Annotated in this window: 17 protein-coding genes and 1 pseudogene; 10 read left to right on the top strand and 8 right to left on the bottom strand. The window is 55.0% G+C overall.

Annotated features, from left to right (window positions below):
* Window positions 1-57: 57 nt before the first annotated feature.
* Window positions 58-294: pseudogene (locus V6940_RS04430) on the top strand (site-specific integrase); the annotation flags it as partial.
* 185 nt (window positions 295-479) lie between these two features.
* On the opposite strand, the gene V6940_RS04425 reads toward V6940_RS04430, so the two are convergent.
* From V6940_RS04425 to V6940_RS04415, 3 genes are all read right to left on the bottom strand, one after another.
* Window positions 480-1,496, bottom strand: a complete 1,017-nt coding sequence (locus V6940_RS04425) for a Zn-dependent oxidoreductase (protein WP_333494974.1) — start codon at window positions 1,494-1,496, stop codon at window positions 480-482.
* Window positions 1,497-1,509: 13 nt separating this feature from the next.
* On the bottom strand, window positions 1,510-2,724 hold the full coding sequence (gene rspA / locus V6940_RS04420) for a starvation-sensing protein RspA (RefSeq protein ID WP_333494973.1): 1,215 nt from the start codon (window positions 2,722-2,724) through the stop codon (window positions 1,510-1,512).
* 183 nt (window positions 2,725-2,907) lie between these two features.
* Window positions 2,908-3,234, bottom strand: a complete 327-nt coding sequence (locus tag V6940_RS04415) for a YnfA family protein (protein ID WP_333494972.1) — start codon at window positions 3,232-3,234, stop codon at window positions 2,908-2,910.
* A 150-nt stretch (window positions 3,235-3,384) separates the two neighbouring features.
* On the opposite strand from V6940_RS04415, the gene V6940_RS04410 reads away from it, so the two are divergent.
* A complete protein-coding gene (locus tag V6940_RS04410) occupies window positions 3,385-3,723 on the top strand; it encodes a DUF1283 family protein (RefSeq protein ID WP_185669057.1) in 339 nt (112 codons plus the stop codon).
* A gap of 57 nt (window positions 3,724-3,780) precedes the next feature.
* On the opposite strand, the gene V6940_RS04405 is transcribed toward V6940_RS04410, so the two are convergent.
* Window positions 3,781-4,491, bottom strand: coding sequence for a YnfC family lipoprotein (locus tag V6940_RS04405; RefSeq protein ID WP_333494971.1), 711 nt, complete (start codon window positions 4,489-4,491; stop codon window positions 3,781-3,783).
* Window positions 4,492-4,675: 184 nt separating this feature from the next.
* Here V6940_RS04405 and V6940_RS04400 point away from each other — a divergent pair, with 184 nt between their 5' ends.
* Window positions 4,676-4,930, top strand: a complete 255-nt coding sequence (locus V6940_RS04400) for a DUF1161 domain-containing protein (protein ID WP_333494970.1) — start codon at window positions 4,676-4,678, stop codon at window positions 4,928-4,930.
* Between the two features lie 33 nt (window positions 4,931-4,963).
* Here the strand turns inward: V6940_RS04400 and V6940_RS04395 are convergent, their stop codons facing one another.
* Entirely contained in the window at window positions 4,964-5,365 is a 402-nt protein-coding gene (locus tag V6940_RS04395; protein ID WP_333494969.1) for a dTDP-glucose pyrophosphorylase, read from the bottom strand.
* Window positions 5,366-5,636: 271 nt separating this feature from the next.
* On the opposite strand from V6940_RS04395, the gene ynfE reads away from it, so the two are divergent.
* From ynfE to clcB, 5 genes are read left to right on the top strand one after another with little or no spacing between them, the layout of a single operon-like run.
* Window positions 5,637-8,072 carry a selenate/tellurate reductase subunit YnfE gene (ynfE, locus tag V6940_RS04390; protein ID WP_333494968.1) on the top strand — a complete coding sequence of 812 codons (2,436 nt, stop codon included), beginning with the start codon at window positions 5,637-5,639 and terminating at the stop codon, window positions 8,070-8,072.
* 10 nt (window positions 8,073-8,082) lie between these two features.
* Window positions 8,083-8,700 (top strand): DMSO/selenate family reductase complex B subunit, encoded by a 618-nt coding sequence (locus V6940_RS04385; protein WP_185669061.1) that lies wholly within the window; start codon window positions 8,083-8,085, stop codon window positions 8,698-8,700.
* A 1-nt stretch (window position 8,701) separates the two neighbouring features.
* Window positions 8,702-9,559, top strand: a complete 858-nt coding sequence (locus V6940_RS04380) for a dimethyl sulfoxide reductase anchor subunit family protein (protein WP_333494967.1) — start codon at window positions 8,702-8,704, stop codon at window positions 9,557-9,559.
* A gap of 47 nt (window positions 9,560-9,606) precedes the next feature.
* The gene (gene dmsD, locus V6940_RS04375) at window positions 9,607-10,221 is read left to right on the top strand and encodes a Tat proofreading chaperone DmsD (protein ID WP_333494966.1); all 615 of its coding nucleotides are present in this window, start codon (window positions 9,607-9,609) and stop codon (window positions 10,219-10,221) included.
* A gap of 15 nt (window positions 10,222-10,236) precedes the next feature.
* Window positions 10,237-11,532, top strand: coding sequence for a voltage-gated ClC-type chloride channel ClcB (gene clcB / locus V6940_RS04370; RefSeq protein WP_333494965.1), 1,296 nt, complete (start codon window positions 10,237-10,239; stop codon window positions 11,530-11,532).
* On the opposite strand, the gene bioD is transcribed toward clcB, so the two are convergent.
* The 3 genes from bioD to V6940_RS04355 all read right to left on the bottom strand — a co-directional run bounded on the left by bioD (window position 11,485) and on the right by V6940_RS04355 (window position 14,560).
* Window positions 11,485-12,180, bottom strand: coding sequence for a dethiobiotin synthase (bioD, locus tag V6940_RS04365; RefSeq protein ID WP_185669100.1), 696 nt, complete (start codon window positions 12,178-12,180; stop codon window positions 11,485-11,487). The two genes, clcB and bioD, sit on opposite strands and share 48 nt — an antisense overlap.
* Before the next feature lie 131 nt (window positions 12,181-12,311).
* Entirely contained in the window at window positions 12,312-13,529 is a 1,218-nt protein-coding gene (mlc, locus tag V6940_RS04360; RefSeq protein ID WP_333494964.1) for a sugar metabolism global transcriptional regulator Mlc, read from the bottom strand.
* A 113-nt stretch (window positions 13,530-13,642) separates the two neighbouring features.
* Window positions 13,643-14,560 (bottom strand): LysR family transcriptional regulator, encoded by a 918-nt coding sequence (locus tag V6940_RS04355; RefSeq protein ID WP_333494963.1) that lies wholly within the window; start codon window positions 14,558-14,560, stop codon window positions 13,643-13,645.
* Between the two features lie 114 nt (window positions 14,561-14,674).
* On the opposite strand from V6940_RS04355, the gene V6940_RS04350 reads away from it, so the two are divergent.
* Entirely contained in the window at window positions 14,675-15,925 is a 1,251-nt protein-coding gene (locus tag V6940_RS04350) for an MFS transporter (RefSeq protein WP_185669067.1), read from the top strand.
* Between the two features lie 187 nt (window positions 15,926-16,112).
* On the top strand, window positions 16,113-17,309 hold the full coding sequence (locus V6940_RS04345) for an MFS transporter (protein ID WP_333494962.1): 1,197 nt from the start codon (window positions 16,113-16,115) through the stop codon (window positions 17,307-17,309).
* Window positions 17,310-17,404: the final 95 nt, after the last annotated feature.

The raw sequence follows: 17,404 nt of genomic DNA, 5'->3' as shown, positions 1-17,404 counted from the left end.
CTCTTTAAGTCATCTTAAATGACTCTGAGGTGTCTGTTAAACCCGTGGCGATTCACAGGCCTTCGCCACAGGAAATCATATCAGTCCAGGCATACATATGCTTGCTGGTCTCTTTCGGCCGGAGCAAACCCGAACTTCATTGCCAACCAGATGGGGCATGCAGATGCGCAGATGGTTTTTCAGGTCTACGGGAAGTGGATGGAGGAAAACAACATGGACCAGATCGCAATGTTAAGCTCAAAATTGAGCGACTTTGCCCCAACCATGCCCCAGAGCAAAATGACCGCTGCATAATATCTTTATAAATCATCAACATTCCTACCATAGAGCTGAAAATCCATAAACTCTAATGCAGTCCCCAGCCAACCGGATACGGCGGCCCTCACTAAATCAGATGTCGTTCTTTCATGTGCTAATTGCGTCATTGCAATCATCTCCGGGTAAGATGCGTACGGCTTAATCGCATGATCTCGTTATTATTAATTAAACGTGAGTAAGACCTTGCAGCAGGATTTTTGATCCTTTTCAAACAATTCGATTGCATCAACGACATGGTGATAGTCAAAGTAATGCGTAATCAGTTTGTCAGGATCAATCAATCCTTTTTCTAACCACTCAAGGACTACCGGGAATTTATTCGCATTGAGTCGCGAAGAATAAATGGAGAGTTCCTTGCCTGTGATACCTTGTTGAGTAATAGTCGATGGGTCACTGGAGAAGCCCATCAGGACAATACGGGCAGCCGGAGAAGCCAGGGTGATGGCTTCTTGCAAAATTGTCGGATGACATGCGGCATCGACAATCAACGTCGGTTTAATGCCCTTTTCATCCAGCCATTCAGCCAGCGGTTTATCACCGTTGTTAATGACCCAATCAGCACCGCAGCGCTCGGCCATGGCCAGTCGTTCATTGATTCGGTCAGCGACGATAACCTGCTTAACGCGATAGACACCTTTTAACGCCTGTAACGTCGTTAGCCCCATTGGGCCTGCGCCATAAATTAATGCCACATCAGCGTCTGTCGGGTTCACCTGGCCGGTGACGTTCGCTGCAATAGTAAATGGCTCAACCATAACGGCGTGATGATCGGCAATATTATCGGCAACGGACCAGGCATTTTTCGCCGGGACGACGGCATATTCACTGAAACCGCCATCACGATGAACGCCGAGTACCACCAGCGAAGTGCACACGTTAGGTTTACCCACCGAGCACGGATAGCAATGGCCACAGCTAATGACCGGATCGACACATACACGCTGGCCGATCTTTTTATCAGCAACGCCCTCACCCACAGCATCAATGACGCCGAAAAATTCGTGTCCAATCACGCGCGGATAACGGGCAAAGGGATTATGACCACGATAGATATGGCTATCAGATCCGCAGATACCGGCTATTTTCACTTTAACGCGGACTTCACCAACGCCAGGTTCTGGTAATGTCCGTTCTTCAATAACCAACGCTTCAGGCTGTTTAATCACGATACTTTTCATTTCTCGTTCCTTATTACCAGTTCCACAACGTGCCATCTTCCAGACGAGCTACCGGCAGATAGGCAGGGTCGTACGGATATTTCGCGGCCAGTTTTTCGTCAAACTCAATGCCTAAGCCCGGTTTGTCGCCTGGGTGCATATAGCCATTATCGAAGGTCCAGTTATGCGGGAAGACTTCCAGCATCTGCTCTGAGTAGCCCATGTATTCCTGAACGCCGAAGTTTGGTACCCACAGGTCAAAGTGCAGTGCAGCGGCCATGCAGACTGGAGAAAGATCGGACGGGCCGTGAGAGCCAGTACGTACCTGATACAGCGATGCAAAGTCGGCAATACGACGCATGCCGGTGATGCCGCCTGCGTGAGTAATGGTGGTGCGGATATAGTCAATCAACTGCTCTTCAATCAGCTGTTTGCAATCCCAGATGCTGTTGAACACTTCGCCGACCGCAATTGGCGTGACGGTATGCTGGCGAATGAGACGGAAACATTCCTGATTCTCCGCAGGCGTTGGATCTTCCATCCAGAACAAGCGGTATTGTTCGATGCTTTTACCAAAGCGCGCGGCTTCAATCGGGGTCAGACGGTGGTGCATGTCATGCAGCAGATGCTCGTCAAAACCAAACTGATTACGCACCGCATCAAACAGCTTCGGTGTAAAATCGAGATACTTCTCGGTAGACCACAGTTGCTCATCCGGCCACTGGCCTTTAGTTGCCGGTTCGTACGCCAGCCCTTTTCCTTTGGACATCCCGTAGGTGGTTTTCATGCCGGGTACGCCACACTGAACACGAATGGCTTTAAAGCCCATCTCCTTATGACGCGCGTAATCCTCCAGTACATCATCAATGGTATGACCGGTGGTGTGGCAGTACACCATCACGCCCTCACGGGACGCACCGCCCAGCAACTGGTACAGCGGCATATTGGCGGCTTTAGCTTTAATGTCCCACAGCGCCATATCGACAGCAGAGATAGCGGACATGGTTACCGGGCCGCGACGCCAGTAAGCGCCTTTATAGAAGAACTGCCAGATATCTTCGATACGATGCGCATCACGCCCCACCAGCTGTGGGCACAAGTGATCCTTCAGATAAGAAGCAACGGACAGCTCGCGGCCATTTAACGTTGCGTCACCATAGCCGACTAAGCCGCTATCGGTGGTAATTTTCAGCGTGACAAAGTTACGTCCAGGACAGGTTACAAAAACCTCAGCGCCCACAATTTTCATTTTCAATCCTTAGCTTTACATCTCATCGGTTAGTGAGGCGAACTTACGCCTTGCTCTACTACCATACAAGTATAAATATCGAGATTTACTGGATAAGATCACAAAAATCAGAGGATGGACTGAGACAAAAAATCGAGAACGACGAAGTAAAAAAGAAGGGTTCTGGCCCTTTCGGGCCAGGCGTCAAGCGCGTCCCCAACCGGCGACGATAATCAGCATCCCGCAAAGTGCAACGGCGGCACCGAGCCAGTCATACATCGTCAGCTTCTCGCCTTCAACGACCCGCAACCATAGCAGAGCAGTAAAGATATACACCCCGCCATATGCGGCATAAACGCGGCCACTGGCGGCGGGATGCAGCGTGAGCAGCCAGACAAACAGGGCCAGCGCTAACCCTGCCGGCACCAGCAACAGCGGCGTCGCCCCCCGCTTCAACCATAACCACGGTAAATAGCAGCCGATAATTTCACACAGCGCGGTAGCAAAAAAGAGCAGCGAAGTTTTTAACATCGTTTATCTTCATCAACATACGAATTTCCCTATGATACGCAAAAATCAACCGGATTCGACCACGGGATTTTCGCGGGTATGCCCGTCGCCAGAGTTGTAGTAGACTGCTTTCAGGAGTCATCGTATTCACCACGTTAAAGGAACTCACCGATGAAAATTACACTTAGCAAACGCCTTTGCCTGACGGCTATGCTGACGCTGGGTGCCATTGTGTACACCGCCTCCGCTTCTGCTGAAACCAACAAACTGGTTATTGAATCTGGCGATAGCGCACAGAGTCGCCAGAACGCGGCGATGGATAAAGAACAATGGAACGACACCCGTCAGCTGCGCCAGAAAGTGAACAAACGCGCTGAAAAAGAGTGGGATAAAGCAGATGTTGCTTTTGATGCCCGCGACAATTGCCTGAAAAGCACCAACGTGAATGCGTACTGGGAACCCAACACCCTGCGCTGCCTTGACCGCTCAACCGGGCGCGTTGTTCGCTAATCGCAGCAAAAAAGGGCGCTTCTCAGCGCCCTTTTCTTTGCCAATTATCTATTCACATCAGTAATACTCAATGGTGTTTTTGATGGTGTAGCGCTGCGTCACCGACGGCTTCACGCTCTGGTCCACCACCTCTAAATCACAGCTCACCGGATTATCGTGGCGATCGTAGTCACAGCTTTGCGTAACGTTACCCGCCGGCTGTTTATTGAGCATACTCACGGCGGTGTAGTCGAGCTTTTTACGCGAATCCTGCGATGGGGTTGAGATAACCGACAGCGTGACCCCTTTTAACGTAGACACTTTGCCCAACGGATACCCTTCATTGTCATAGCGGTAATCCACCTCGCTATCTTTACCGAGCGCTTTGACCACAAAGCCGTTGTCGTCGGTTTCCCATTTCACACCCGCCGAAGGGAATTCAGCCAACTGGCATTTGCCCTGTAATCGCACGCGTTTCTCGTGGGTAACGCCGTCAAGATAATAGTTAGCGTTCAATACCAGCAGTGCGCCAGTATCCTGTTCGATATCATGAAACTCCAGCATATCGAAACAACCTTCCGGCGACAGCTGTGCGCTCACCCGCTTTGCCACCTCGCCTTTTTCGTTAAGCAGCGTCTGGCTGAAATCCTTCACCGGACCACGCAGTGGGTCAAAGTCGAATTCGTTAGAAAAACTTGCCATTTCCGGGGTGAACGCGGCCGGCGTGGTGCTGTTATCACAGCCGCTCAGTACGGCAAGCGCCGAGGCCAGTAAAATCAGTTTCTTCACACCACAATCCTGTTTCGGGAATTTATTCAATTATATTAGCAATATATAATTGTTTATAGTCTGGTCAGACGGAAATCAAAAAATAACCGCCATGGCTAAGAAATATCAGAAAATGAGATTTAAAGACAAACGCTTACACCCGCGCTGCTATACTTTTCACGAATCTTATGAAAAGGAGCCGATCATGCTGTCTTCACGTTGGATACTGGCACTACTGCTCGCAGGCGCTATGCCCGCACTGGCCGCCGTACCTGATTCCTGTGAACGTGTCAGGAGCGACATTCAGCAGAAGATCATGCAAAACGGCGTCGCTGAAAGCGCCTTTACTCTTGATATCGTGCCTAACGATCAGGCCGATCAGCAAGGGGCACAGGTCGTCGGACACTGCGCAAATGACACCTTTAAAATTCTCTACACCCGCACCGATAACGCCCAGTAATGCGCTACCGCCTCACTTGAGAGGCGGTGTCGTTTAGCCCTTCTTCTCCACGACAAAATCCAGCGCAATCCCAATCAGCACGCCATCGCGCAGCGAATGATCGTCAGAAAGCGCATCCAGCCCGCCCTGAAAACGCAGCTTTTGCGACGTGGTGTTAATGGTTAATTTCGAGTGCAGACACGGCAGCGTCTGAGAACTAATGGGATACACCACGCGCCCGGATACCAGCACCGGAATTTTGCGCAACTCAGCGGATCTCAGTACCCCAATGGTGGAATAGAGCACGGCAACCGGCGTCACGGCGAGGACTTTGCCGTCCGTTACGCTGATAAAATCGAGCAAAATTTCGGGGCGCAAAAAATTTAACCCTTTGTAGGGAACCGTGACCGTCTCAATCGCGGGCATCGGAATAACGGACGAATCAATATCCTGCATGGGTAGGTTCCATAAGTAACGGATTAGCGGTAAGAAAACCAGCCTGCGGGAACCCGCAGACCGTAACAAAACTGTTTTTATGTTGTAAAACAATTATGCACATGACCTCTTCACCTGGCAAACGCCGCCGCGCAAATACCCTATCAGGATGACCTTATGTTTTGACCGGGATTAATACTTGTATACCACCAACCAGGTATCATTCCTCTCCATTGTTAGCAGGTTTTTAATTTCACGCTGGAATCATTAAACAAAAATAATGGAGTGAGTAATGTCTGATCAGGAAAAGCCAGGGGGGCTAAGCCGACGCACCCTCATTAAATCGTCGGCTATCGGCTCCTTAGCATTCGCAGCGGGCGGTCTCTCGCTCCCCTTCTCTTTACGCGCGACGGCTGCCGCCGTGCATCAGGCCAGCCAGCCGGAGGACAAAGTGGTCTGGGGCGCCTGTTCAGTCAACTGCGGCAGTCGCTGCGCGCTGCGCCTGCATGTGAAAGACGACGAGGTCTATTGGGTCGAAACCGACAATACTGGCCACGACGTCTATGGCGATCACCAGGTACGCGCCTGCCTGCGCGGGCGTTCTATTCGCCGCCGCATCAACCATCCCGATCGCCTGAACTATCCGATGAAGCGCGTGGGTAAACGCGGCGAAGGTAAATTCGAGCGCATTAGCTGGGATGAAGCGCTGGACACGATCGCCAGCAACCTCAAACGCGTAGTGAAAGATTACGGCAACGAATCCGTCTACATTAACTACTCTTCCGGTATCGTCGGCGGCAATATCACTCGCTCCTCACCTTCCGGCTCCGCCGTGATGCGCCTGATGAACTGCTACGGCGGCTCGCTCAACCAGTACGGCACCTACAGTACCGCCCAGATTGCCTGCGCCAGGCCGTATACCTACGGCACCAATGACGGCAACAGCACTTCCGATATCGAAAACAGTAAACTGGTGGTGATGTTCGGCAACAACCCGGCGGAAACTCGCATGAGCGGCGGCGGCATCACCTATTATCTTGAACAAGCTCGCGAACGCTCAAATGCGCGCATGATCGTTATCGATCCGCGCTATACCGATACCGCTGCTGGCCGCGAAGATGAGTGGATCCCGATTCGTCCGGGTACCGACGCCGCGCTAGTGGCTGGCATTGCCTGGGTACTGATTGACGAGAACCTGGTCGATCAGCCGTTCCTTGATAAGTACTGCGTTGGTTACGACGAGAAAACCCTACCGGAAGGCGCGCCGGTCAACGGTCACTATAAGGCGTATATTCTCGGTCAGGGCGATGACGGCGTAGCGAAAACCCCGCAGTGGGCATCGAGCATTACCGGTATTCCTGCTGACAGAATCATCAAGCTGGCACGTGAAATCGGCAGCGCTAAGCCGGCCTATATCTGCCAGGGTTGGGGGCCGCAGCGTCAGGCAAACGGCGAGCTCTCTGCCCGTGCAATTGCCATGCTGCCGATTCTGACCGGTAATGTCGGTATTAACGGCGGTAACAGCGGCGCGCGCGAATCGACCTATACCATCACCATAGAGCGTTTCCCGGTGCTGGAAAACCCGGTCAAAACGGCTATCTCCTGCTTTACCTGGACCGATGCGATTGACCACGGTGCCGAGATGACCGCCACCCGCGACGGCGTGCGCGGCAAAGATAAACTGGACGTGCCTATCAAGTTCTTCTGGAACTATGCAGGCAATACCATCATTAACCAGCACTCGGATATCAATAAAACCCACGAGATATTGCAGGACGACAGCAAATGCGAAATGATCGTGGTGATTGAGAACTTTATGACCGCCTCGGCGAAGTACGCCGATATCCTGCTGCCTGACCTGATGACCGTTGAACAGGAAGATATTATTCCTAACGACTACGCAGGGAATATGGGCTACCTGATCTTTATCCAGCCGGCAACGGCGCCAAAATTCGAACGCAAACCGATCTACTGGATCTTAAGTGAAGTGGCGAAACGTCTGGGCGACGATGTGTATCAGAAGTTCACCGAAGGGCGTACTCAGGAGCAGTGGCTGCAATATCTGTATGCCAAAATGCGCGCCAAAGACACGGATTTGCCGACCTATGATGAGCTCAAAAAGATGGGCATCTACAAGCGCAAAGACCCGAACGGGCACTTTGTCGCCTACCAGAGCTTCCGCAAAGACCCAGAGGCCAATCCGTTAAAAACGCCGTCGGGCAAAATTGAAATCTACTCCAGCCGCCTGGCCGATATCGCCGCGAAATGGCAGCTTGAGAAAGATGAAACCATCAGCCCGCTGCCGGTTTACGCCTCCACCTTTGAAGGCTGGGACGACCCACTGCGCGGCACTTTCCCGCTACAGCTGTTTGGTTTCCACTTTAAAGCTCGCACCCACTCAAGCTACGGCAACGTTGATGTGTTGAAAGCCGCCTGCCGTCAGGAAGTGTGGCTAAATCCGCTGGATGCGCAAAAACGCGGGATCCAGAACGGCGACATGGTGCGCGTGTTTAACGGCCGCGGTGAGTTGCGAATTCCGGCAAAAGTCACACCGCGCATTATGCCGGGCGTGTCCGCAATGGGCCAGGGCGCCTGGCACGACGCCGAGATGAACGGCGACCGGATTGACCACGGCTCCTGCATCAACACGCTGACCACGCATCGCCCTTCTCCACTGGCGAAAGGCAACCCGCAGCATACCAACCTGGTTGAGATCGAGAAGGTATAAGGATTAGCCCATGAGCACCCAATACGGATTTTTCATCGACTCGGCCCGCTGCACCGGTTGTAAAACCTGCGAGCTGGCCTGTAAAGATTACAAAGACTTAACTCCGGACGTTAGTTTCCGTCGTATTTACGAATACGCGGGCGGCGACTGGCAGGAAGACAACGGCGTCTGGAACCAGAACGTCTTTGCTTACTATCTGTCCATCGCCTGTAACCACTGCGAAGACCCGGCCTGTACCAAAGTGTGCCCAAGCGGCGCGATGCATAAACGCGAAGACGGCTTTGTGGTGGTCAACGAAGATGTCTGCATCGGCTGTCGATACTGCCATATGGCCTGCCCATATGGTGCGCCGCAGTACAACGAAGCTAAAGGTCACATGACCAAATGCGACGGTTGTCATGAGCGTGTGGCGGAAGGCAAAAAGCCGATTTGCGTGGAATCCTGCCCGTTGCGTGCGCTGGACTTTGGGCCTATCGAAGAACTGCGTCAAAAGCACGGTACGCTTGCGGCGGTGGCGCCGTTGCCGTCCGCGCACTTCACCAAACCTAGCATTGTGATTAAACCCAACGCCAATGCACGTCCGTGCGGCGATACCACTGGCTATCTGGCCAATCCGAAGGAGGTGTGAGATGGGAAGTGGATGGCATGAATGGCCGCTGGTGCTGTTTACCGTGCTGGGGCAGTGCGTAGCAGGCGCGACAATCGTCACTGGGTTAGGCTGGCTGGCAGCGCGCCATGAACCGGCGGATCGGCGCCGTATTGTGCTCACTATGTTTTTCCTTTGGGTTATTATGGGAATAGCATTCTTCGCCTCGGTGCTGCACCTTGGCTCGCCGCTGCGGGCGTTCAATTCGTTGAACCGCGTGGGCGCATCGGCGCTGAGTAATGAGATTGCCAGCGGCTCCGTGTTCTTTGCCGTCGGCGGTTTCTGGTGGCTGCTGTCAGTCCTCGGGAAAATGCCTGCGGCGCTCGGGCGCGTCTGGCTATTGGTCAGTATGGTACTTGGGCTACTATTTGTCTGGGCAATGACGCGTGTTTATCAGATAGATACCGTACCAACCTGGTATAATGGTTACACGACGGCATCGTTCTTCTTAACCATATTACTCACCGGGCCGCTGTTTGCCGCGCTGCTGCTGAAACTGGCGAAAGTACCGTTTAACGGTAAATTCTTCGCCGCGGTCAGCGTGCTGGGCTATTTACTCAGCCTGGCGGTCGTCGTGCTGCAAACCTCAGAGCTGGGCTTCATTCACAGCTCGGTTCAGCAAGCTAACGCGCTGCTGCCGGACTGGGGCAGCTTGCAGGTGTGGCGCTTTGTCCTGCTGGCAGCAGGTTTGGGCTGCTGGATCTGCCCGCTGTTGCGCCGCGTTCCGCCACGCGCTGTGGGGCTGGCGCTGGGGTTAGTACTGGTACTGGTTGGCGAACTTATCGGTCGCGGGCTGTTCTATGGCCTGCATATGACCGTCGGCATGGCGATTGCCGGGTAAATCATCGGCGCGGGAGGTTTCCCGCGCCCCAATAAGGAAATGCAGTAATGAATGACGTTCAGCACAACGACGCCTTAGCGTTCTCTGCCCGGGTACTGGGTGCCCTGTTCTATTTCGCACCTGATAGCACGCTCGCCGAGCCGCTGGTTGCCGCGTTCACCGACGGTGAGTGGCTTGAGCAGTGGCCGTATGCCGTTGAACATGCCGATACTCTTTCCGCAGGGTTTGCTGCGCAATGTGATGAGTCGCTTCCTCAAGCCTGGCAACGCCTGTTTATCGGGCCGTCAGCGCTGCCGTCACCACCGTGGGGATCCGTCTGGCTGGATCGTGAAAACGTGCTGTTTGGCGACTCAACTCTGGCGCTACGTCAGTGGATGCGTGAAAACCAGATTGCTTTCGATGTAGAGCAAAACGAGCCGGAAGATCACTTCGGCACCCTGCTGATGCTGGCGGCCTGGCTTTTGGAAAACGGTCGTGATGACGCCTGTAATCAACTGCTGGCCTGGCATCTCCTGCCGTGGGCGCCGCGCTTCCTCGCCGAGTTTACCGAGAAGGCCGATCATCCGTTCTTTGTTGCGCTGGGGCAGCTTGCACAACAAACGCTGGCACAGTGGCAATCCTCGCTACTGATCCCCGTCGCTGACAAAAAGCTGTACCGCTAAGCCACCAGGAAAACGATGCAGCGTCTCCATCACTACCCCGATATTACGGCGATGTTTCGTCGCCTGCTGATTGCCACCGTCGTAGGTGTCCTCGCGGCGCTGGCGGTGGCGCTCTTTCGTCACGCTATGTATCTGGGGGAGTGGCTATTTCTTAGCAACGACAGCGGCAGCCTGGTCAACGCCGCTGAAGGGCTGGTGTGGTGGCGACGGCTGATAACCCCTGCTCTCGGCGGGCTTGCCGCCGGGATGCTGTTATGGGCATGGCAGCGCCACACCCGCCAGCGCCCCCACGCTCCAACCGACTACATGGAAGCGTTGGAAAGCGACGAAGGCAAGTTTGATACGGGTGCCAGCCTGATTAAATCCGCCGCCTCGCTGCTGGTGGTCATCAGCGGTAGCGCCATCGGCCGGGAAGGAGCCATGATCCTGCTGGCTGCCCTCGCCGCCTCCTTTTTTGCCCAGCGCTTCACGCCAAAAAATGAATGGAAATTGTGGATTGCCTGCGGTGCTGCTGCGGGGATGGCCAGCGCCTATCACGCACCGCTGGCGGGTAGCCTGTTTATCGCTGAGATCCTGTTCGGCACCCTGATGCTAGCCTCACTCGGCCCGGTGGTGATTGCCGCCGTAGTGGCGCTACTGACCACCCAACTGATGAACGGCGGCGCAGAGCTGCTCTACCGCGTTGGCGACCTACCCGCGCTCACCGCCGCGCATTACGCCCTGATGCTTGCTACCGGTCTGGTCTGTGGGCTGGGTGGCCCGTTGCTGATGTGGTTGATGGACACGAGCCACCAGGTCTTTCTGCGGCTGAAACTCTCGCCCCCCTGGCAGCTCGCGCTTGGCGGGCTGTTTGTCGGTTTGCTTTCGCTGTTAACACCCGCCGTCTGGGGCAACGGTTATAGCGTGGTGCAGGGTTTTCTGCTGACGCCGCCGAGCTTCGCTATTATCGCCGGGATTTTTGTGTGCAAACTGCTCGCCATTCTTGCCAGCAGCGGCTCAGGTGCGCCCGGTGGGGTCTTTACCCCTACGCTGTTTATTGGCCTGGCTGTGGGGATTTTGTTTGCTAATACGTGGGGGCTGGTGTTTCCTGCCCATGAGGCGATGGCAATACTGCTGGGGGTCACGGGGATGGCCACGCTGCTGGCGGCAACGACGCATGCGCCGATTATGTCAACGCTGATGATTTGTGAAATGACCGGGCAGTATACGTTACTACCCGGTTTACTGATTGCCTGCGTACTGGCGTCGGTACTGTCGCGAACCTTACGCCAGAATTCTATCTACCGTCAGCACGTTACGGAGCATCGCTAAGTCAACGTACTGGCTCAGCTCACGCTGTTCCGGACGCGGCAGGTACGGCAGCTCACCCACCAGCGGTGCCGGTAGCTTTTTGCTGAGGACGTCGATAATTTCCGCGTAGTGTGCCAGGCCTGGGTTGATACGATTCGCTACCCAGCCAATCAGCGGCAGACCGTCGTTAGCGATGGCCTGAGCGGTCAGCAACGCATGGTTAATGCAGCCTTCCTGAATGCCAACCACCATCAGCACCGGCAATTGTTCCTGCACCACCCACTCCGAGAGCGGGCGCAAATCGTTCATCAGGCTGCGCCAGCCGCCGGTCCCTTCAACCACCACGTTATCGACCTGCTGGCTCAGATTGGCCAGGCCGTCAGACAGTAAGGTGTAGTTGATAGGGCAACTGTGGGCGACGCTGCTCTCTTCTTCGCTCAGCGCAATCGGGTTGATAGCGTCATAGGGTAAGTCCAGCGATGAAACGGCCTGCAGAACCAGCGCATCTTTATTGCGCAGCCCCTCTGCGGTTTCCTTGCTGCCTTTGGCAACTGGTTTGTATCCTGCCACCCGTTTCCCGCTGGCGGCGAGCGCCTGCAAAAGCGCACGAGAAACCACCGTCTTGCCGACAGAAGTATCAGTACCAGTAATAAAGAAACGATTAAGCATCACAAACTAACCCCACTCCTGCGCCATGAAAATATCATGGCAATGAATAATTCAACGGAGTGAAAGTTTACGTGATGTGCGAATGGGTCAGATTGAGATAGCGCAATTTTTTGCAAAACTGCTAAAAATTGTTAACCCTGTAACAGTCTAATCAGCAATGTTCCATTATACAGCGCGTCTTTTACCAGTGCCGCCCCCGCCATCGTGCCGCGATTCGAGAACTGTGTCTGCTCTACCGCAATGTGCTTGCTGTAGGCGGGCAGCGACTGCTGGCGAATGCAGTCGCCAATCGCCGGGAAGAGGATATCGGCCGCCTGATTAAACGGCGAGCCAATCAAAATTTTCTGCGGATTGAACAGGTTAACCATAATGGCGAGGATTCGCCCGACGTTGGTGCCAATGCTGCTGATGATATCCTTTGCCAGCAAATCACCCTGCATCGCGGCCTGACACAGCCACTCCACGCTGAGCGGCTTTTGATGCAGCATGGAACTCATCGACTGCTGCATGCGCACCTGAGTCAGTTCCATCACGCTTTCCACGCTGGCGATGGTCTCCAGACAACCGTGGTTACCGCAATAGCAGCGCTTACCGTACGGATCGACCTGGGTATGCCCGATTTCCACCAGACTGCTGCTACCAGCATGCAGTAAACGCCCATCGGTAATCACCCCGGCACCGACGTTATGGTCGATAACCACCTGAATCACATCACGCGCGCCGCGTGATGCGCCAAACAGCGCCTCGGCCATCGTCCAGGCGCTGATATCGTGCTGAATATACACCGGCACGCCGGTATGCGCCTCCAGCGTACCGCCCAGCGGAACATCGGTGACATCATAAAATGGCATACGATGAATAATGCCGTTCTCGGTATCGATAATACCCGGCAGGGTGATGGCAATCGCGGTCAGACGTTCAAGCAGGCTCTGGTGACGAATAAAGAACTGGTCAATATGGGACACCACCCGAGTCAGGAACGGGATCTCATCTTCCAGCGCCAGATCCAGTTGCTCTTCCACCACCAGCTTACTGCTGAGGTCGCGCAGCGCCAGATGGATAACGCCTCGGCTGATACGCACGGAAAGATAGTGCCAGGCTTCCGTTTCCACCATCAGGCCCACAGCAGGACGGCCGCGGCTGCCCGCTTCCTGAATTTCCGTTTCCTGAACCAGGTGAGCTTCCAGCAGTTCGCGAACAATTTTGGTGATACTGGCGGGGGCCAGTTGCGCAAGGCGGGAAAGGTCGATACGCGACACCGGGCCGAGCTGATCAATAAGGCGATAAACTGCCCCTGCGTTGGTCTGCTTGATTTGATCGATATGCCCTGGCTGACTGTCCGCTACCACCGTAAAAACTCCCTTATTTTCGCGCTTCGAAATAAACACTTTGGGCTATGGTGAAGTACTTGAACGCCCTGCGTCAAATTTTTACTTAGCCTTGTGATTTACTGCACAATTTTTCACACATTTGACAGCGAAACGCTCACCTTTGCCGCGTTTAACAGATGCTGTTTGAAACGCTGTGCCGCCTGACTAAGCTCATGGTGTTTAGACCATACCAGCCACATTTCCGACACCGCATCCTCTTCGGTAATCGGCACCCAGCGCATTTCGTGCAACTGCACCCGGCGAAACGACGCCGGCAGTATCGACACCCCTAAGCCCGAAGCCACCAGACCGATAATCGTCATCGCCTCGCCTACCTCCTGCGTGATGGTCGGCACCGCGTCGTAGCGGCGCATCAGACCCAGAATATCGTCATACAGCCCGGTGCCCACATGTGGATCAAAAAAGACGAATGGCTCTTTCCCCAGTTCCACCAGGCTGACCGCTGGTTTATTAGCGAGCGGATGGTCGCGGTGAATCATCGCCAGCAGCGGTTCGCGCAGGATCACCTGCCAGTCGAGGGTGTCAGGAAGTTGGGTATTGCGCATCAGGCCCAGCTCAAGCGCCCCCTCCGTTAACGGCGAAATCTGCTCCCGGGTATTGGTTTCTCGCGTCTGGATATGCACATCCGGGTAGCGCTGACGAAAGGTAGAGAGCGTGTCAGAAACCGCCTTGATAAACGGCGCTGAAGAGGTAAAGCCGATATGTAACTCTCCCGTCTCCCCGTGATGCAGACGGCTTGCCCGCGCGGCCGCTTCGTTCACCTGCAGCAAAATCTGGCGGCTATCGGCAAGAAACTGCCGCCCCGCTTCCGTCAGGCTCACGCTGCGGTTGGTTCGGGCAAACAGCCGCGCCCCAACCTGCTGCTCGAGTACCTGGATTTGCTGGCTTAACGGCGGCTGGGAGATATTGAGCCGCGCCGCCGCGCGGCCAAAGTGCAGCTCTTCGGCGACGGCAATGAAATAACGCAGATGGCGAAGTTCAATATTCATATTTTAAAAGTATCAATTGAGATTATTAATATATTAGACAGAATATTTACAATTTCCTACTCTGATTATGTGACCTGAGTCGATATTACCCACTGTTTTATGCAAGGATTTCCCGTGAGCCGCACAACCACCGCAGACGACGCGCCTGCCATTGATGTCCGCGATGATACCCCCCTTCAGTCAAACGCTTTTATTCGCCGTGGTACGCCCGCCTTTATTCGGGTAACGCTCGCGCTGTTCTCTGCCGGGCTGGCAACCTTCGCGCTGTTGTACTGCGTTCAGCCAATCCTGCCGGTGCTGTCGCATGAGTTCGGTATTTCACCTGCGGGGAGCAGTATTTCGCTCTCTATCTCGACGGCAATGCTGGCGGTCGGCCTGCTGTTTACCGGCCCGCTCTCCGATGCCATCGGCCGTAAAAAGGTGATGGTCACCGCGCTGCTGCTAGCCTCCTGCTGCTCGCTGCTCTCCACAATGATGACCAGCTGGCACGGCATTCTGATAATGCGCGCGCTGATTGGCCTGTCACTTAGCGGCGTGGCGGCGGTCGGGATGACCTACCTGAGCGAAGAAATTCACCCCAGCTTTGTCGCCTTTTCGATGGGGCTGTATATCAGCGGGAACTCAATAGGCGGGATGAGTGGACGCCTGTTGACCGGGGTCTTTACTGACTTCTTTGGCTGGCGCGTAGCATTGGCGGTTATCAGCGCCTTTGCGCTGGCTTCAGCGGTGATGTTCTGGCGCATTTTGCCGGAGTCTCGCCACTTCCGTCCGAGCTCACTAAAACCGAAAACGCTGCTGATTAACCTGCATCTGCACTGGCGCGATCGCGGCCTGCCGCTGCTGTTTGTTGAAGGTTTTCTGTTGATGGGTGCATTCGTCACCCTCTTTAACTACATCGGCTATCGCCTGATGCTGTCGCCGTGGTCGCTCAACCAGGCGGTGGTTGGTCTCCTCTCCGTGGCCTATCTGACCGGCACCTGGAGCTCGCCAAAAGCGGGGATGATGACCACGCGCTACGGTCGCGGGCCGGTGATGATCTTCTTTACCGGGGTAATGCTGCTCGGCCTGTTGCTGACGCTGTTCTCGCCGCTATGGGTGATTTTCCCCGGTATGCTGCTCTTTTCCGCCGGGTTCTTTGCCGCCCACTCGGTTGCCAGCAGCTGGATTGGCCCGCGCGCTCGGCGCGCCAGAGGCCAGGCGTCGTCGCTGTATCTGTTCAGCTACTACCTCGGTTCCAGCATCGCCGGGACGCTTGGCGGCGTGTTCTGGCATAACTACGGTTGGAACGGCGTTGGTGGGTTTATCGCGCTGCTGCTGGTCGGCGCGCTACTGGTGGGCTTCACCTTGCATAAGCGCCTGCATTAGTCCACAACGCCACGTAGCCCGGACAAGGCAATGCCGACTCCGGGACATCCCCGGCGGCGCTCCGCCTGGCCGGGCTACGGTACTGATAACTAATACTTATACTATTGACATAAAATGCGTTGCCATCTCGCCATACTAGCTGGCAATTCCTATAATGGCCCCACTTTTGTCTTACCAATGTAGCGCTATGACGACCAGTGCCAGTAATACCCAACTGAACCTACGCATTATCTCGATCGTTGTTTTTACCTGTATCTGCTACCTCTCTATCGGCCTGCCGCTCGCGGTGCTGCCGGGGTTTATTCACTATAACCTTGGCTACAGCACTCTGGTCGCTGGCGCGGTAATCAGTCTGCAGTACATTTCAACACTGGTCAGCCGCCCCCACGCTGGACGCTATACCGATATCTGGGGTCCAAAAAAAGTCGTCAGTCTGGGGATCGTCTGCTGCCTGATGAGCGGCCTGTTCACCCTCGCAGCGGCAGCGGCTCACGCTAGCCCTATTCTGGCTGTTGCGCTGTTGCTGGTTGGTCGTGTATTCCTCGGCGTTGGCGAAAGCTTCACGTCCACCGGTTCGACGCTTTGGGGGATTAAAACCGTCGGTGCGATTCACACCTCACGGGTGATCTCCTGGAACGGCGTTGCCACCTATGTGGCGATGGCGGCAGGTGCACCGCTGGGCGTTGTGCTCAACGGGTGGTTCGGCATCAGCGGTTTTGCGGCGCTGATTGTGATTATTGCCGTGATCGGACTGCTCTTTGCTCGCACCCGCGCAGACGTCAGCGTCAGCGCCGGCGTCAGAGCGCCCTTTCATGTCGTGGCCCGCAAGATCTGGCCATACGGTCTGGGACTCGGGCTAGGCACCGTTGGTTTCGGCGTCATTGCCACCTTTATCACTCTCTACTTCTCTTCTCACGGCTGGGCGGGCGCGGCGTTTACCCTGTCGTTGTTCAGCATTGGGTTTATCTGTATTCGTCTGGTGCTTGGCAACACCATCACCCGCTTTGGCGGGCTGCGGGTATCGCTTATCTGCTACGTGGTGGAGTGTCTGGGGCTGTTGATCATCTGGTTTGCCCCGAACGCATGGATGGCGGGCGTTGGCGCGTTCCTGACCGGTTCGGGCTTCTCACTGGTCTTCCCGGCGCTCGGCGTTGAAGCCGTGAAGCAGGTGGAAGAACAAAATCAGGGAACCGCGCTGGGGACTTATTCCGCGTTTCTCGACCTGGCACTTGGCCTCACCGGCCCGGTGGCTGGCTGGATTGCTGGTTATCAGGGTTTAGGCAGCATTTACCTGATCGCCGCTATCGTCGTGGCCTGGGCCTTCGCGCTGATCCTGCGCGTGTACCTTTCCCAGCGCACCCGACAGACCCCCTGCCAGAGCTAACCCCTTGCGGGGCGGTCAAAAACTGCCCCGTTACGGATGTACAACAAATCTCGTACATTACGTTACACGCCGAAACCAATCACTCACGGAAAGCC

This window comes from Kluyvera sp. CHPC 1.251, from assembly GCF_036759945.1.
Lineage (GTDB): Bacteria > Pseudomonadota > Gammaproteobacteria > Enterobacterales > Enterobacteriaceae > Kluyvera > Kluyvera sichuanensis.
Note: the sequence above shows the minus strand (reverse complement) of the source record. Positions and strands in the feature narration are given on the sequence as shown.

Excerpts from the sequence above, each read along its gene's own strand:
- V6940_RS04355 (WP_333494963.1), bottom strand. The coding sequence starts at position 14,560 with ATGAATATTGAACTTCGCCATCTGCGTTATTTCATTGCCGTCGCCGAA.
- V6940_RS04385 (WP_185669061.1), top strand. The coding sequence starts at position 8,083 with ATGAGCACCCAATACGGATTTTTCATCGACTCGGCCCGCTGCACCGGT.
- V6940_RS04380 (WP_333494967.1), top strand. The coding sequence starts at position 8,702 with ATGGGAAGTGGATGGCATGAATGGCCGCTGGTGCTGTTTACCGTGCTG.
- V6940_RS04345 (WP_333494962.1), top strand. The coding sequence starts at position 16,113 with ATGACGACCAGTGCCAGTAATACCCAACTGAACCTACGCATTATCTCG.
- V6940_RS04415 (WP_333494972.1), bottom strand. The coding sequence starts at position 3,234 with ATGTTAAAAACTTCGCTGCTCTTTTTTGCTACCGCGCTGTGTGAAATT.
- rspA (WP_333494973.1), bottom strand. The coding sequence starts at position 2,724 with ATGAAAATTGTGGGCGCTGAGGTTTTTGTAACCTGTCCTGGACGTAAC.
- bioD (WP_185669100.1), bottom strand. The coding sequence starts at position 12,180 with ATGCTTAATCGTTTCTTTATTACTGGTACTGATACTTCTGTCGGCAAG.
- V6940_RS04410 (WP_185669057.1), top strand. The coding sequence starts at position 3,385 with ATGAAAATTACACTTAGCAAACGCCTTTGCCTGACGGCTATGCTGACG.
- V6940_RS04395 (WP_333494969.1), bottom strand. The coding sequence starts at position 5,365 with ATGCAGGATATTGATTCGTCCGTTATTCCGATGCCCGCGATTGAGACG.
- ynfE (WP_333494968.1), top strand. The coding sequence starts at position 5,637 with ATGTCTGATCAGGAAAAGCCAGGGGGGCTAAGCCGACGCACCCTCATT.
- dmsD (WP_333494966.1), top strand. The coding sequence starts at position 9,607 with ATGAATGACGTTCAGCACAACGACGCCTTAGCGTTCTCTGCCCGGGTA.
- clcB (WP_333494965.1), top strand. The coding sequence starts at position 10,237 with ATGCAGCGTCTCCATCACTACCCCGATATTACGGCGATGTTTCGTCGC.
- V6940_RS04425 (WP_333494974.1), bottom strand. The coding sequence starts at position 1,496 with ATGAAAAGTATCGTGATTAAACAGCCTGAAGCGTTGGTTATTGAAGAA.
- V6940_RS04400 (WP_333494970.1), top strand. The coding sequence starts at position 4,676 with ATGCTGTCTTCACGTTGGATACTGGCACTACTGCTCGCAGGCGCTATG.